Origin of the sequence: Serratia surfactantfaciens (genome assembly GCF_001642805.2) — a bacterium.
GTDB classification, from domain to species: domain Bacteria; phylum Pseudomonadota; class Gammaproteobacteria; order Enterobacterales; family Enterobacteriaceae; genus Serratia; species Serratia surfactantfaciens.
Genome location: NZ_CP016948.1, coordinates 3,157,045 through 3,172,319, shown reverse-complemented (window position 1 = coordinate 3,172,319; position 15,275 = coordinate 3,157,045). Strand labels below are relative to the sequence as shown.

The window sequence follows — 15,275 nt, the reverse complement described above, 5'->3', positions numbered from 1 at the left end:
TTTTAAAGCTAATAATTAACCAGTAAATCATTCAACTCCATGGAGCCTCTATCATGAGCAAGAAACAACTGGGCCGTTCGGGCATTCAGGTGCCGGCGTTGACCTTCGGCGGCAACGTGTTCGGCTGGACGGCGGATCAGGCGACCTCTTTCAGCCTGTTGGATGCGCTGGTGGAAAATCAGCTTAACTTTATCGATACCGCCGACGTCTATTCCAGCTGGGCGCCGGGCAATCGGGGCGGTGAATCGGAAACCGTCATCGGCGAATGGTTGAAGAAGAGCGGCAAGCGCGACCAGGTGATCATCGCCACCAAGGTGGGCAAACCGATGGGTGAGGGTAAGCAGGGGCTGTCGCCGCGCTATATTCGGCAGGCGGTGGAAGACTCGCTGCGCCGTCTGCAAACCGATTATATCGACCTTTACCAATCGCACGACGATGACCGCGATACGCCGCTGGAAGAGACGCTGGCGGCGTTCGATGCGCTGATCAAGGCCGGTAAGGTGCGGGCGATCGGCGCTTCCAACTATCAGGCGGATCGTCTGGAAGAAGCGCTGCGGGTGAGCGAAAGCCACGGGCTGGCACGTTATGAAACCCTGCAGCCGGAATATAACCTGTATGCGCGCGAAGGCTATGAGGCCGAGCTGGAGGGCGTGGCGCAGCGCCACGGGCTGGGGGTGATCAACTTCTTTGCGCTGGCCAGCGGCTTCCTGACCGGCAAATACCGCAGTAAAGAGGACGAAGGTAAAAGCCAGCGCGGCGATCGCATTGTCGAGCGCTACCTTAACCCGCGTGGTTTCCGCATTCTGGCGGCGCTGGATCAGGTGGCGAGCAAACATGGCACCTCGCCGGCGCAGGTCTCGTTGGCCTGGCTGATCGCGCGCCCAAGCGTCACCGCGCCGATCGTCAGCGCGACCTCGCTGCAACAGCTGGATGAATTGGTCAGCGCCACTCGCCTGACGCTGGATGCGGAGGATATCCAGGTGCTGAACCTCGCCAGCGCCTGGTAAGGCGCATTACCCGGCGGCGATTTTGCTCTATGCTGAATGGGTCAACATGGCCCATTCAGGAAACCGCAATGACTGGTGATACCATCAACGACCTCGCGACGCTGGAACAGCTGTACGGCAAACCCGGCGCGCCCTCGGTTTTTAAAGAAGTCAGCTATATCCACCCGGCGTACCGTCCATTTATCGAGGCGGCGCCGTTTGCCGCCCTCTCGACGGTTGGGCCGGACGGCATGGATGTCTCCCCGCGCGGCGATCCGGCCGGTTTTATTCATATCGAAGACGAGAAAACCCTGCTGCTGCCTGACCGGCGCGGCAATAACCGCATCGATAGCCTGCGCAATATCCTGCACGACAATCGGGTGGCGCTGCTGCTGCTGATCCCCGGCATCGGCGAAACGCTGCGGATTAACGGGCGGGCGGAGATTGTGGTCGCGCCGGCGGTGCTGCAGCGCTTTGCCTACCGCAACCAGCTGCCGCGTTCGGTGCTGCGTATTCGTGTCGAAGCGGTATTTTTCCAGTGCAGTCGGGCGATCCTGCGTTCAGGATTATGGGAAGAGGGCAGCCGCCTCGAACGTTCGGCGTTGCCCAGCCCCGGCCATATTTTGGCCGCGGTCAGCCAAACGCGCTTCGACGGCGAGGAGTATGACAGTGCGTTGCCGCAGCGGCTGAAGGATACGCTGTATTAATCGCCGTGGCGTGCGCGCCATGTTTGCCGGCTTAGCCGGTATAAAACATGCTTCTGTAGCGGATGGCCCGCCGGCAGGCGCGGGTGCAGGAAGGTTTCGCCGTCGAACTGCATGCCGATGCGCGTCATCACCCGGCGCGACGGCTGGTTATCTTCGGCGGTGAAGGATACCACTTCCGGCAGGTGCAGCGTGCCGAAGGCGCACTCCAGCGCGGCGCGCGCCGCTTCAGCGGCGTAGCCGTTGCCCCAGTGGGCCGCCGCCAACCGCCAGCCGATCTCCACGCAGGGGGAGCAAGGCAGATCGTCGCCCGGCACCGCCAGGCCGACAAACCCGATAAAGGATGCGCCGCCTTTCACTTCCACCGCCCATAGCCCCCAGCCCTGTTGTTGCATGGCGGCGCGGATGCGCTCGGCCTGCGCGCGGCTTTCCTCGGCCGTCATCGTCGCCGGGAAATAGCGCATCACCTGCTGATCGGCATTCAGCGCGGCGAAGGCCGGCAGGTCGTCGTCGCGCCAGGGGCGCAGCCGCAGTCTGGCGCTGTCGAGGGTAAGAAGGGGTGACATGATGCATAGCCTCCAATGAACGAGGGCGCGGCGAGCCGCGCCCTTGGGCTGTCAACGGAACAGCGTTTGCGCCCAGCGTGCCAGCCCGGCGGTGACCGAGCCGAAGTCGTTGCCGCCGACGATCGGAATGCCCGGCAGCTGCTGTTGCAGCGCGGCGCGCAGTAGCGGCGAACGCGCGCTGCCGCCGGTCAGGTAGATCACCTGCGGCGCGGTCTGGCTGCTGGCCAACGCGGCGCTGACCTGCTCTTGAATGCGCATCAACGGCTGCGAGATGGCGTCGGCGAGCTGATCCTGGCTGATGCTTTCCGCCAGATCGGCCTGCACGAAGCCGAGCGGCGCGCTGATGGCCGTTTGGCCGGACAACGCTATCTTACTCTCTTCGGCCGCACGCACCAGTCGGTAGCTCAGGCGCTGCTGGTACACTTTCAGCAGGCGTTTGACCTTTTCCGGCTCCGCCGCGTCGAGGATCAGATCGCGCAGCACACGGCCGTTGGCGGCGCTGTAGAAGTCGTTTTGCGCCGGCACGTCGTTGGTCGCCACCGCGTTCCAGTAAGGCAGCGCCGGCAAGGCGATGCCTTTCCCGGTTTCGCCGCCGAGGCCAAACAGCGGCATCAGCTGTTTGAAGGCCAGCATGATGTCCAGATCGTTACCGCCGACCCGGCAGCCGCTGTGGCCCAGCAGGCTTTGTTGGCGATCGGCGCGGTCGCGCCACTGTGGCCCCATCAGCAGCACCGAGCAGTCGGTGGTGCCGCCGCCGATGTCCACCACCAGCACGGTTTGCTCTTCGCTCAGCGTCGCTTCGAAGTCCAATCCCGCCGCCACCGGCTCGAACTGGAATTCAATCTCCTTGAAACCGGCGCGTTCGGCGGCGCGCTGCAAAATGCCCTGCGCCTGCCGGTTGGCCTCTTCGCCGCCGATGCCCTGGAAGTTGATCGGCCGGCCGATCACCGCCTGATCGATGCCGGTTTGCAGCACGTTTTCCGCCTGGCGTTTGATGTGGAACATCATGGCGCACACCAGATCTTCGAACAGTGCGATCTGCTGCGGCTTCAGGCCGTTGGCGCCGAGGAAGGACTTCGGCGAGCGCACGAAGTACACCTCTTCCGGATCTTCCATGTAGTGCGCCAGCGCCTGCAGGCCGAACAGCACGCTGTCGCTGCCGACCGGAATGTCTTCTTCGCGGTTGTAACTGATGGCGCGGCGCAGCAGCTGCTGGTTTTCTTCGCTGCCGGTCGGCACCTGCCAATGGCGGTGCAGGCATTCGCTCACCGCTTCGCGGGTCGGTGCGCACAGCATCGAAGGCAGATACGGCGCGTTGTTCTCCAGCGTCAGCAGCTCGGGGCCGTGGTCGCGCATCACTGCAACGGAACAGTTGGCCGTCCCGTAATCGAATCCAATAAACATCTCTTTTTAGTCCCCATGCCAATGAAGGGGGGCGACTTTACCCGAGACGGGGCCGGCGGGCAATGCGCCGATGCGCGAGTGTCGAAAAATTTAGCGGGCGCGGCGGCGGCATGCTTAACTTAATGTCCGAATTCCGCACGTCAGCGCGTCAGCCGAGTCCCATAATGCAGAAAAAACCGAACCCGAGCGTTGCCATGAATACTCAACAGCAAGCGTTGTACGACGCGCTGCGCGCGCGTGACCGAAAATTCGACGGCCGCTTTTTTGTCGGCGTTTCCTCCACCGGCATTTATTGCCGCCCGGTGTGCAGCGCCCGCACACCGAAGAGGGAAAACTGCACCTTTTATCCGAGCGCGGCCGCGGCCGAGCTGGCGGGGTTTCGCCCCTGCCTTAAATGCCGGCCAGAGCTGGCGCCCGGCCTGGCGCTGATCGATCTGGGCAACCGTTATGCGCAGGTGGCGGTACAGCTCATCGAGCAGGGCTATTTGTCCGAGCACAGTTGCGAAGCGCTGGCGGCGCGGCTGGGTATTTCCGATCGCCACCTGCGGCGCATCTTCGCCGAACAGTTTGGCGCTTCGCCGATCGATTACGCCCAGTCGCACCGGCTGCTGCAGGCCAAACGCCTGTTGGCGGATACCGACCTGCCGCTCAGCGAAGTGGCGTTCGCCGCCGGTTTCGGCAGCCTGCGGCGTTTCAATGAGCTGTTCAAGGCGCGCTATCGCCTGATTCCGTCGGCGCTGCGCAGCGGCGGCGCGCGCGGTGAACGGGCCGCCGCCAGCGGGCTGGTGTTTCACCTGGGTTATCGGCCGCCCTATGATTGGGATCGCATGCTGAACTTCTTGCAGGCGCGCGCCGTGCAGGGCGTGGAACGAGTAGCAGGGCGCCGCTATCTGCGCTCGATCGCCGTCAGCCAGGGCGGCACGGAACACCGCGGTTGGGTCAGCGTGCAGCCGGAAGAAGAACGCAACCGGGTCAGGGTCGAGATCGCGCCGGCGCTCAGTTTGGTGACGACGGAGGTGCTGCGCCGCGTGCGCTTGCTGTTCGACCTGGACGCCGCGCCGGACCGCATCAATGAGGCGCTGGGCTCGCTGGCGGCCGATGCGCCGGGGCTGCGTCTGCCGGGCTGCGTGAACAGTTTCGAGCAGGCGGTGCGTGCGGTGCTGGGACAATTGGTCAGCGTGAAAATGGCGGCGACCTTCGCCGGACGAATGGCCGAGCGTTGGGGAGAAGCCCTGGACACGCCGCATGAGGGCATCACCCATGTCTTCCCTTCCGCCGAACGGGTGGCGCAGCTGCAGCCCGAAGCGCTGCGTCCGCTCGGCGTACAGTTAAAGCGTGCGGCGGCGCTGATCGAGATCGCTCGGGCGTTGGGCGAAGGGCGGTTGCAGCTCGATAACGTGCTGGATATTGAACAGGGCATCAAGGCGTTGACCGCGTTGCCGGGCATCGGCGGCTGGACCGCCAGCTATATCGCGATGCGCGCCTGGTCGTGGCCTGACGTGTTCCTGGCCGGTGACTACCTGATCAAACAGCGTTTCCCCGGCATGACGCCGCGCCAGATTGAACGTTACGCCGAACGCTGGCGCCCGTGGCGTTCTTACGCCACGCTGCATCTGTGGCACAACGACGCATGGGCGCCGGAAGGGGAGCGCTGAAGGCGGGGCTAGCGAGGGGCGTCGATCAGTTGCAGCAGGCGGCTCATGCCTTCACGCATCAGGAACGCCAGCAGCTTTTCCCGCTCGGCCGGCGTCAGGTGGTAGTAATACTCGATCCAGACCCGCACCGGATCCTGGCGTTTGACGTCGTAGTCCGGATGGTCGGCTTCGCGCAAGGCCGACAGGCTGCGCGCGCTGAACGGCAGGCTGTCGATATGGTATTCCAGCGCTTTGCCCTGTACGCCGCTGCGGCGGCGACTGACCCAGCCTTCGCGCCGGGCCATCAGATTGACCCCTTGCGGGGTTGAGGGCAACCCCGCCTTACCCATCAGTTCCCTGGCGGAAAACCATTTCTTTTCCATAGTCCCTTGTCTCTGAGCCATCACATGTCGAGGTAAATCAACGAATACGCCGATGTCCGCATGGGCGTTTCATCTTACTTAATCGTTTAAGCTTAAGGTGTTATTTATATCACTAATCTCGTATCGGTTAACAGAATGTGAAGCGCGAGACGGCGGTGGAAGAGGGGAACGGGTTAGCGGATGCCGAAGTAGCCGTCGCTGAGCAACACCGTCAGCGGCTGCTCCAGCGCCACCAGGTCGCCGTCAGCCAGATCGACGCCGACGTCACGCAGCGCCTGCAGCGTTACCGGCTGATGCGCCGGCCCGGCGAGCGTTTGCGCCTTGATCCGATGCGCCGCGCCGTTGAGCATCGACACCATCAGCTCATCCATCTGGTTGCAGTGCACGTTGGTGATAAAGCGTTCATCGATGCGAATGATGTCGATCTTCTGATCGCTCAGCTCATCGAAGGCATTGATGTTATGCCCGAAACCGTTGACGATCAGCCGGCAGCCCAGCTGCTGCAGGCCACGGAGAAACGCCCGGCACTGCGCGGCGTGTTCCAGCACCACGGCCTCATCGACGCTAAACAGCAGCGCCTGCGGCGGCAGCGACGAAGCGCGCACCGTTTCCGTCAGGTAGTGCTGGAAGTCGGCGCTCAGCAGGCTGTCGGTGGCCAGCGGCAGCGCGAGCGACAGCCCTTTGCGTTTGATGTCGTCAGCGTGCTTCACCAGCAGCTGTGCGACCGTCCAGCGGTCGATGTCCGGCATCAGGCCATACAGCTGCGCGGCGGCGATGAACGCCTCGTGCGGCAACGGCCGATCGTCCGGCGCCATCACCTGCAGCTTCACCTGGTGGAACGCGGCCGACAGCGGCGTCGCCGGCGGTGCGACCGCGCGGGTCAACAGCCGCAACTGCCCCTCGCTGACGATCGCCTGCACCTCCTGCGGGTTCAGCAACTCATGTTGCCGCTCCAGCAGCTGTTTTTGTCGCGTTTCGTACAGATAAACCTGGCCGCGCCCGTGGTGTTTGGCGGTATAGCAGGCGATATCGGCCTGCGCCAACAGTTCGCTGCTTTTGGCGTCGCCGTCGATGCGGGTGATGCCAGCGCTGGCGCCGACGCGATAAATCTTCCCTTCCCAATAGAACGGGTGCTGGCTGATTTGGTTGACCACCTGCTGCATCAGCGATTTGGCCTGCTCCAGCCGGCAGTCGAACAAGATCAGACCAAACTCGTCGCCGCCCAAACGCGCCAGGCAGTCGCTGCCGCGCAGTTGGTGCCGCATCAGCTGGGCGATATCCCGCAGCAAGGCATCGCCCGCCGCGTGGCCGGCGGTGTCGTTCACCGCCTTGAACCGATCCAGATCGAGGAACACCAGCGAATGCGACGACGACGGTTCCCCGCCGGCGACGATCGCTGCCTTCAGCTGTTTCTCGAAGCGGGTGCGGTTCGGCAGGCCGGTCAGCGCGTCGTGCGAGGCGCTGTAGCTGAGCTTTTTCATCAGTTCGCGCGAAGCGGTGACGTCCTGCAGCACCATGACCGCGCCCATGGTTTCGCCGTCGAGGGTTTTGAGCGGTGAGGCCGACTGCTGCACGTCGAAATAACGTCCGTCGCGGCTGTGCAGCACCAGTGCGTAATCCGCCGGCCACTGGCGCGGATATTGCGTGAGGTTTTCGATTTCCGGGCCTTCTTTGCCGTTGGTCAGGCGCACCACGCCAGCGACGGGCATGCCGATCGCCAGGTCGAGCGGCCAGCCGCACATCTGCTCAGCCACCGGGTTCATAAAGGTGATGCGCTGGTGGCTGTCGGTGGAGATCACCCCTTCGCCGATGGCGTCGAGGGTAATGTGCAGCCGCTCTTTCTCTTCGTGCAGCGCCTCGGCGAGGCTCTTGAGTTCGGTCATGTCGATATTGGTGCCGATCAGGCGCAGCGGGCGGCCCTGGTCGTCGAGGATCACGTTGCCCTGACCACGAATATGGCGCAGTTTGCCGCTGCGCGTGATGATGCGAAATTCCATGACGAACGGCCGCGGCTGCGCCAGGATCTCGGCCAGTTCACGGTCGGTGCGATCGCGATCCTCCGGCACCAGCAGGGTGCGCCACAGCGCCAGCGTCGGCGCTTGGTCAGGGCTGAGATCGTAGAGTTCGAACATGCGCTGATCCCAGGTGAAGTTTTCCTGGTTCATCACCCATTCCCAGATGCCGACGCCGCCCACCTGGTTGGCCAGCGTAATGCGCTCCACCAGCCGGTTGTTCTCCGCCTCGCTGCGTTTGAGGCCGCTGATGTCTTCCACCTGGGAGATGAAGTACAGCGGCTGGCCCTCGGCGTCGCGCACCAGCGATACCGCCAGCAGCGCCCAAACGGTCTGACCGTCGCTGCGGATATAACGTTTCTCCATGGTATAGCTGCTGATATGGCCGTCGAGCAGATCGTGCAACTGGCTCAGATCGGCGTTGAGGTCGTCCGGATGGGTGATCGCCTGGAACGTCAGGCGATGCAGTCGTTCGGGCGTGTAGCCGAGCAGTTTGCACAGCGCCTGATTGACCTGCAGCCATTTCCCCTCCGGCGACACCAGCGCCATGCCGATGGCGGAATACTCCAGCGCGCTGCGAAAGCGGCTTTCGCTCTCGACGATGTGCTGTTTCTCCACCCGGAAGGTGTGCATCACCATCGCCATCGCATGCGCCGGCACCAGGATCAGCAGCATCGGCAGATAGAGACCGAGATCGCCAAGGCGGCTATTGGCGGTCTGAAAATGCGCCAGCCCCAGAGAAATCATCACGGTGATCAGCAAAATAGTGCAAAAGCAGACGGTAAACGCCTCGAAGCGCGGCAGGGCGATGGCCGCCCACAGCAGGGGCAGGATGACGAAGGTAAACGGGAACGGCAGGTAGATTAACGCCAGATAGCTGAAGACCAGCGTGAGCATCAGCGTCAGCAATAGCGGGTAGAGGTTTAACGTCGCCAGCGTGCGGCGGTGATAGCTGAGACCGAGCGGCGCCAGCGACAGTACGCCGATCGCCTCGGAAATGAACCAGGTGCCGAAAGGCTGCCAAAATGGCTGATCTGGCGCCGGTGCCGCAACGGTGGCCAGCAATGCGCTGAACAGCGGGGTAAAAATCACTGCGCACACCACGAAGCGCAGCCAACTGCTCAGATCGCTCAGCGGATCGCTCGCCGGCAGCGAGCGGCGCAGCAACTGGGCGCAAACCGCCGCCTCCAACAGATTGATGGCGGCCAGTTTGACGGGCAGGATACTGATGCCAAGCAGCGCGAAGCTGGCCAGTACGATGCCCAGACCGCTGGCCAGCAGCGGCAGGCCCCAATGGCGGGGAGGATGCCGGTACAGCACCGCGATGGCGGCGGCGGTTGGGAACCACAGCGGCGTAAAATGATGCGCTTCGCTGGACAGCGACAGGCTCAGCAAGGCGAGCAGAAACGTCGCCAGCGCCACCAGCAGGGAATGCGTCAGCATGGTGCCTTTGTGTGTGCCGAAATAGCTCGGTGCGCTGATATCCATAGACATCCCTACCGGTGGGGCCTCTGTCAGTAATTGATTCATCACATGGATGAATTAAGGCGATTTATTGGCAAAGGGTAGTACAGCGCGCGAGGAAAACCTACCGGGAAGGCCGACTTTACTGCGTTAACGCAAGCTCGGCGACAGAATGGCGAAAAAGCCGGCGCGGAGCCGGCTTTTAGCGTATTACAGCAAGAACAGGGTGGCGAGGCCAAGGAAGATGAAGAAGCCGCCGGTATCGGTCAGCGCGGTGATGAGCACGCTCGAGCCGACCGCCGGATCGCGGCCCATCTTGAGCATGGTCATCGGGATCACCACGCCCATCAGCGCCGCCAGCAGCAGATTGAGCAGCATCGCCAGCGTCATCACGCCTCCCATCGCCGCGTCGCCATACAGCAGCCAGGTGATCACGCCCATGATGCCGCCCCACACCACGCCGTTGATGATGGCCACCCCCAGCTCTCTGAGCATCAGGCGCGAGATGTTGCCGACTTCGATCTGGTGCAGCGCCAGCGCGCGCACGATCATGGTGATGGTCTGGTTGCCGGTGTTGCCGCCGATGCCGGCGACGATCGGCATCAGCGCCGCCAGCGCCACCAGTTGGGAAATGGTGTGTTCGAACAGGCCGATCACTCGCGAGGCGACGAACGCGGTGCAAAGGTTGATCGCCAACCACGCCCAGCGGGTCTTGACCGCTTTGCTGACCGGGGCGAACACGTCTTCTTCCGGGCTCAAACCGCCCATGCGGCGCAGATTGGTATCGCTCTCTTCGTTGACGGCGTCGACGATCTCTTCGATGGTCAAACGGCCCATCAGTTTGCCCTTGGCGTCAACCACCGGGGCGCTGATCAAGTCGTAGCGTTCGAACGCGCCGGCCGCTTCATCGGCCTTGTCTTCGGGCTGAAAGGTGGCGGGATCGCTGTCCATCACCTCGCGCACCGGGATCTCCGGGTCGTTCAACAGCACCGCAGTGAGCGGCAGCTCGCCCAGCAGGGTGTTTTTGCGGTCGGTGACGAACAGTTTATCGGTGGCGTCGGGAATGGTTTTGCGCATGCGCAAAAAGCGGTGCACCGCGCCGAGCGTAACGTCCGGCCGCACCGTCACCAGTTCGAAATCCATCATCCAGCCGACGCTGTCTTTGGCGTATTGGCTCATCTCGCGCACCTGGGCGCGCTGCTCCGGCTCCAGCGAGGTCAGCAGCCGGCCCATCAGGTTACGCGGCAGGTATTGCGCCAGATAGGCCTGTTCGTCGACGTCCAGCGTTTTGATCGCTTTGAGCAGGTCTTTGTCGCTCATCTCCTCGATCAGGCTGTCCCAGACCGGTTCGGCGACTTCCACCAGCGTCTGGCCGCGCTTGCTGTTGCCCACCAGCCGCCACAGCGCCATGCGCTCGTCCTGCGGCAAGGCTTCCAGCAGGTCCGCCAGGTCGGCAGCGTGCATGTCGTCCAGCAGGCCGGTAATTTCCGCCGTCTGGTTCAGCAGTTCGCTTTGGCTGAGGGCGTGTTCATCCCCTGGCCGGCCGAGGATGCCGTCGACCAATTCCTTATTGTTCAACAGCAAAGTGAGAATGCGCTGGCGATGTTCAGCGACTTTTTTGACGTTATGGGTTGCGGCTGACATGGTGTTCCTTAACGGGCGCTCGGCGTTCCTGACGCAGGCTCATTAAAAGATAGAGCATAGCGAGTGCCGGAGTCATTTTTATGAAACGGACGGGGCGCGGCGGTTATTCAGAGGAGGCGTCCTGTTGCGGCGCGCTGACTTCGGCGGCGTTTTGCGCAGCGGCCTGCTTTTTTTCCTGATGATGAGGCACCGCCACCACGGCGGCGTACAGCAGTCGGCCGACTAAAATGATAAAGCTGATAAACAACACTATCTTCGTCATCTGTCCGGTGGTTTTCTTGCGCATATATCACCCGGTATGCCGGTGTCCTGTGTTATTCGCTCGAGAATTTGTAACCGGATTTTAGGCGCTGATGACAAAAGTTGTCCATTTTTTTCCGGCGTGCGGCGTGGCGTATTAGGGTTTCGTTTAGGTTGGCGGGGCGAAGGCGGAAAGAAAAACCCCCTGCTGGCAGGGGGCGGGGGATCAGGCGGAGCGCTGTTCGTCTTGCGAACCTTCTTCGTCGATCAGCAGCTTCCAGCCGACGACGTCGTTCCAGTAGGCCTGCTCGCGTTCGAAATCCAGCTGCACTAGGTTGTTCTGCGCCAGGTAGCCGGCCGGGAAGCGCAGCGTCCAGTGGTTGTCGTCGGTGGTCAGGCGCAGCGTTTCCGGCGTGGTGGTCGACTGACGCTGGTTGTTGAGGAGGGTGCTCAGACGCAGCAGCTGGATCAGCGGCAGGTAGTGTTTCTTCTTGAACAGGTTGAGGCGCGGCAGCTCTTCGAGCTTGATCGCCTTGCGGTGGAAGCGCACCAGCGCCGCCAGCAGCAGCTGCTGTTCCTGGTTGAAGCCAGGCAGGTTGGAGTTTTGCAGAATGTAGGCCGAATGGCGGTGCATGCCGCTGTGGTTGATGCTCAGCCCCACCTCGTGCAGCATGGCGGCCCATTTCAGCAGGGCCTCCAGCTGCGGATGCGCCAGCTTGGTGTTTTGCGCCATCCACTGCGAGTAGAGCAGCTCGGTGGTTTCCAGCACCCGCTTGGCCTGCTCGCGGTCGATGTTGTAGTGATCGGCCAGGCTTTTGGCGGTGCGGCTGCGGATGTCCTGGTGGCGGAAACGGCCTTCCATTTCATACAGCACGCCTTCGCGCAGCGCGCCGTCGGACAAGCGCAGATCGCGGATCGCCAGCGCGTCGAACACGCCGCACAGGATAGCCAGCCCCGGCACGAACACCGACTGGCGATCTTCCGACAGCCCCGGCAGGCTCAGCGAACTGAAGCTTTTAAACTGCAGCACCTGCTCGGCGAGCATTTCCAGACGCTCCAGGGTGATAAGACCGTCTTTTTCCCCCATCGCCACCAGCACTTCATGGGCGGCCTTGATGGTGCCCGAGGCGCCCAGCGCATACTGCCAGCCCTGAATGCGGTACTGCCAGGCCAGCGTTTCCAGCTTCTGCGCCGCCGCCAAGCGCGCGCGGCGGAAGTTGTTTTTGCTGATCTCGCCGCCCGGGAAGAACAGCTGGGCGAAGCTGACGCAGCCCATGCGGCGGCTTTCCGCCAGCAGCGGCTCGAAGTCTTCGCCGATCACCAGCTCGGTGGAGCCGCCGCCGATGTCGATTACCAGCTTGCGGCCTTTCTCCGGCTGAGTGTGCTCCACGCCCATGAAGATCAGACGCGCCTCTTCCTGGCCGGCGATGATTTCGATCGGGTAGGGGATCACTTTGGCTGCGCGCTTGAGGAACACTTCGGCGTTCACCGCCTGGCGCAGGGTATGGGTGCCAACGATGGTGACGTTATCCGCCGGGAAGCCCTGCAGCCGCTCGGCAAACAGCGCCAGGCAGGCCAGGCCGCGTTCTATCGCCTCTTCACTGAGTACGTTGTTGCTGTCCAATCCGTCGGCGAGATGCACCCGCTGTTTTAAACGGCCCAATACCTGTAAGGCGCCGTTGACGACGCGGGCGATCACCATGTGGAAACTGTTCGACCCGAGGTCGATGGCGGCGATTTCCTGCGGTTTGTTCGTTGCAGTGTTTTTTAGCGGCATAGTTGCTGGCCTACTGTCCTGGTTGTTCCAGAGCTTTTAAGTACTCGTAAATAGCCACCTGGGCGCGCACTTTGCGGCGATTGCCGCGCGGCACGTACTGGTTGCTCAGTTCTTTATCCACATAGCGGGCTTTGACCGTATCGCTGAACAGGATCTCCAGAATGTCCAGAACGCGCTGTTTCAGCGCCGGATCCAGCAGCGATACCGCCACTTCGATACGGTAATCTATGTTGCGGGTCATCCAGTCGGCGGAGGACAGATACACCCGTTTGTCACCTTTATTGTCGAAAACGTAAACCCGATCGTGTTCCAAAAAGCGATCGACGATGCTGATCACCTGAATATTGTCGCTGATCCCCGGCAGGTTGGGAATCAGGGAACACATGCCGCGCACCAGCAGGCGGATCTTCACGCCGGCACCGGACGCGGTATATAACCGATCTACCAGCCCTTTATCCACCAGATTATTTATTTTCAACATAATGCCGGCCTGTTCCCCGGCCTGGGCGTTGGCGATTTCGTTGTCGATCAGCTCATACAGCTTCAGGCGCGAGTTCTGCGGCGACACCATCAGGTTGTCGAAGGTGACCGGCCGGTAGGGGTTCTCGATAAAGTTGAATACCCGGCGCACCTCGTTGGTGATGCGTGAGTCGGCGGTCAACAGCGAATAGTCGGTGTAGATGCGCGCGGTTTTTTCGTTAAAGTTGCCGGTACCGATATGAGCATAGCGCACAATTTCATCGCCTTCACGGCGCGAAATCAGGAACAGTTTGGCGTGGATTTTCAGCCCCGGCGCCGAGAAGATCACGTGCACGCCGGCTTCGGTCAGGCGTTTCGCCCAGTGGATGTTGGCCTCTTCGTCGAAGCGCGCCTGCAGCTCGACCACCACCGTGACCTTTTTGCCGTTGTGCGCGGCGTGGATCATCGATTCGATGATGCGCGAATCTTTCGCCACCCGGTAGATGTTGATCTTGATAGCCAACACGCTCGGATCGAACGACGCCTGGCGCAGCAGCTCCAGCACGTGTTCGAAGGTGTGATACGGGTAGTAGAGCAGCACGTCCTTTTCGCGAATGGCGTCGAAGCCGTTGCGGAAACCGTCGAACCAGATGTGGCGCAGGCGCGGAAGCGGCTTGTTGACCAGATTGGCCTTGCCGACGTTCGGGAAACTGATGAAATCTTTGAAATTGTGGTAGCGGCCACCGGCGATCACCGAATCGTAGTTGGAGATGCCCAGCTTGCCGCGCAGCAGTTCCACCATTTCATTCGGCATGTCGCGCTGATAAACGAAGCGCACCGGCTCGGCGGTCAGGCGTTGTTTCAGGCTGGAAGACATCAGTTCCAGCAGGCTGGATTCCATTTCGGTCACCAGATCGTACTCTGCGTCGCGGGTCATCTTCATCGAATAGGCGTTGAGCGCGTCGTAATCGAAGAAGCCCTTGAAAATATCGTCCAGGCAGTAACGCAGAATGTTGTCGAGCAGGATCATCGGCTTGCGGCGGCGCGGCGCTTCCGGCGGCAGATTGACGAAGCGCGGCACCTTGTCGGACGGGATTTCCAGCAGCGCATAGTCGATGCGCGCCCCGCGAATGATCTCCACCGCCAGGTAGGTGTAATCGTCTTTCAGGAACTGCACCAGATTGGTGTCGTGGTTGATCAGGATCGGCGTGATGTGTTGGCGCAGATGCTGCTTGAAATATTGCCGCAGCCAGATTTGCTGGTTTTCGGACACCTGGCGTTCGTTGATCAGGAAGATCTGATTGCGCGCCATTTCCAGCAGCAGATCGTTATACAGGCCATCGAACTCCTGATCGGTTTTCAGCACCTTGGCCTGGATCTTTTTCAGCAGGTGGCGTGAGGCGCCGGCGGAGCCTTGCTCTTCACTGATCAGGATGCGCCGTTTGAGATCGGCGAAGCGGACTTTATAGAACTCGTCGAGGTTGTTGGAGTAAATGCCCAGAAAACGCATACGTTCAATCAGGGGATTGCTCTTATCTGCGGCTTCCTGCAACACGCGTTCATTAAAGGATAACCAGCTTAGTTCTTTTTCGATGTAGAGCTTTTCCTGACCCATTGCCACTCCAGTTCAATTTTAGAATAGGATCCGGGACGCAGCGCCCGGATGCCGCTCTAGTGTCCTTCATCATTATTGCGAGAGATTGACAGGAAAGTCCAACATATCCATTGCGTTGGCGCGCGGTGTTTTTCGGCGGCAATAAATTTTCGTTGAGGCGGGACGCGCAACGGCGATGTGAACAGCATGAAATGATGGTTAGCTGGCTTATTTTTGGCGTTATCAAGCGTGTTAATGGTCGTTTTTTAGCAATATATCAACGTCATATTGTCTGTTTGCAGTGTAAAAAACCTGAATTGTGCCGGATAACTTTGTCATGCAAACGTCATAAAACTGACATAAGATGCCCGGTTATCTTACGGCGCAAGCCCGATTACTTCAGCGACA

11 protein-coding genes are annotated in these 15,275 nt (G+C 61.3%); 3 read left to right on the top strand and 8 right to left on the bottom strand.

Annotated elements, in window-relative coordinates:
* Positions 1-53 precede the first annotated feature (53 nt).
* Positions 54-1,007, top strand: a complete 954-nt coding sequence (locus tag ATE40_RS14935) for an aldo/keto reductase (protein ID WP_063919869.1) — start codon at positions 54-56, stop codon at positions 1,005-1,007.
* A gap of 68 nt (positions 1,008-1,075) precedes the next feature.
* On the top strand, positions 1,076-1,693 hold the full coding sequence (locus tag ATE40_RS14930) for a pyridoxamine 5'-phosphate oxidase family protein (protein WP_019452410.1): 618 nt from the start codon (positions 1,076-1,078) through the stop codon (positions 1,691-1,693).
* Here ATE40_RS14930 and ATE40_RS14925 read toward each other — a convergent pair.
* Both ATE40_RS14925 and yegD read right to left on the bottom strand, forming a co-directional pair.
* Entirely contained in the window at positions 1,690-2,256 is a 567-nt protein-coding gene (locus ATE40_RS14925; protein ID WP_063919868.1) for a GNAT family N-acetyltransferase, read from the bottom strand. The genes ATE40_RS14930 and ATE40_RS14925 overlap by 4 nt on opposite strands.
* 51 nt (positions 2,257-2,307) lie before the next feature.
* Positions 2,308-3,660 carry a molecular chaperone gene (gene yegD, locus ATE40_RS14920; protein ID WP_019452412.1) on the bottom strand — a complete coding sequence of 451 codons (1,353 nt, stop codon included), beginning with the start codon at positions 3,658-3,660 and terminating at the stop codon, positions 2,308-2,310.
* Between the two features lie 164 nt (positions 3,661-3,824).
* On the opposite strand from yegD, the gene alkA reads away from it, so the two are divergent.
* On the top strand, positions 3,825-5,315 hold the full coding sequence (gene alkA / locus ATE40_RS14915) for a DNA-3-methyladenine glycosylase 2 (RefSeq protein ID WP_063919867.1): 1,491 nt from the start codon (positions 3,825-3,827) through the stop codon (positions 5,313-5,315).
* An 8-nt stretch (positions 5,316-5,323) separates the two neighbouring features.
* On the opposite strand, the gene ATE40_RS14910 is transcribed toward alkA, so the two are convergent.
* From ATE40_RS14910 to ppk1, 6 genes are all read right to left on the bottom strand, one after another.
* The gene (locus ATE40_RS14910) at positions 5,324-5,677 is read right to left on the bottom strand and encodes a DNA-binding protein (protein ID WP_025159567.1); all 354 of its coding nucleotides are present in this window, start codon (positions 5,675-5,677) and stop codon (positions 5,324-5,326) included.
* A gap of 173 nt (positions 5,678-5,850) precedes the next feature.
* Positions 5,851-9,177: a diguanylate cyclase gene (locus ATE40_RS14905; RefSeq protein ID WP_063919866.1), complete on the bottom strand. Its 3,327-nt coding sequence runs from the start codon at positions 9,175-9,177 to the stop codon at positions 5,851-5,853.
* Positions 9,178-9,363: 186 nt separating this feature from the next.
* Complete coding sequence (mgtE, locus tag ATE40_RS14900; protein WP_063919865.1) at positions 9,364-10,797, bottom strand: magnesium transporter; 1,434 nt, start codon at positions 10,795-10,797, stop codon at positions 9,364-9,366.
* 103 nt (positions 10,798-10,900) lie between these two features.
* Positions 10,901-11,083 carry a YfgG family protein gene (locus ATE40_RS14895; protein ID WP_004941600.1) on the bottom strand — a complete coding sequence of 61 codons (183 nt, stop codon included), beginning with the start codon at positions 11,081-11,083 and terminating at the stop codon, positions 10,901-10,903.
* Positions 11,084-11,263: 180 nt separating this feature from the next.
* A complete protein-coding gene (gene ppx / locus ATE40_RS14890) occupies positions 11,264-12,814 on the bottom strand; it encodes an exopolyphosphatase (protein WP_019452418.1) in 1,551 nt (516 codons plus the stop codon).
* A 10-nt stretch (positions 12,815-12,824) separates the two neighbouring features.
* Entirely contained in the window at positions 12,825-14,888 is a 2,064-nt protein-coding gene (ppk1, locus tag ATE40_RS14885) for a polyphosphate kinase 1 (protein WP_033648827.1), read from the bottom strand.
* Positions 14,889-15,275 lie beyond the last annotated feature (387 nt).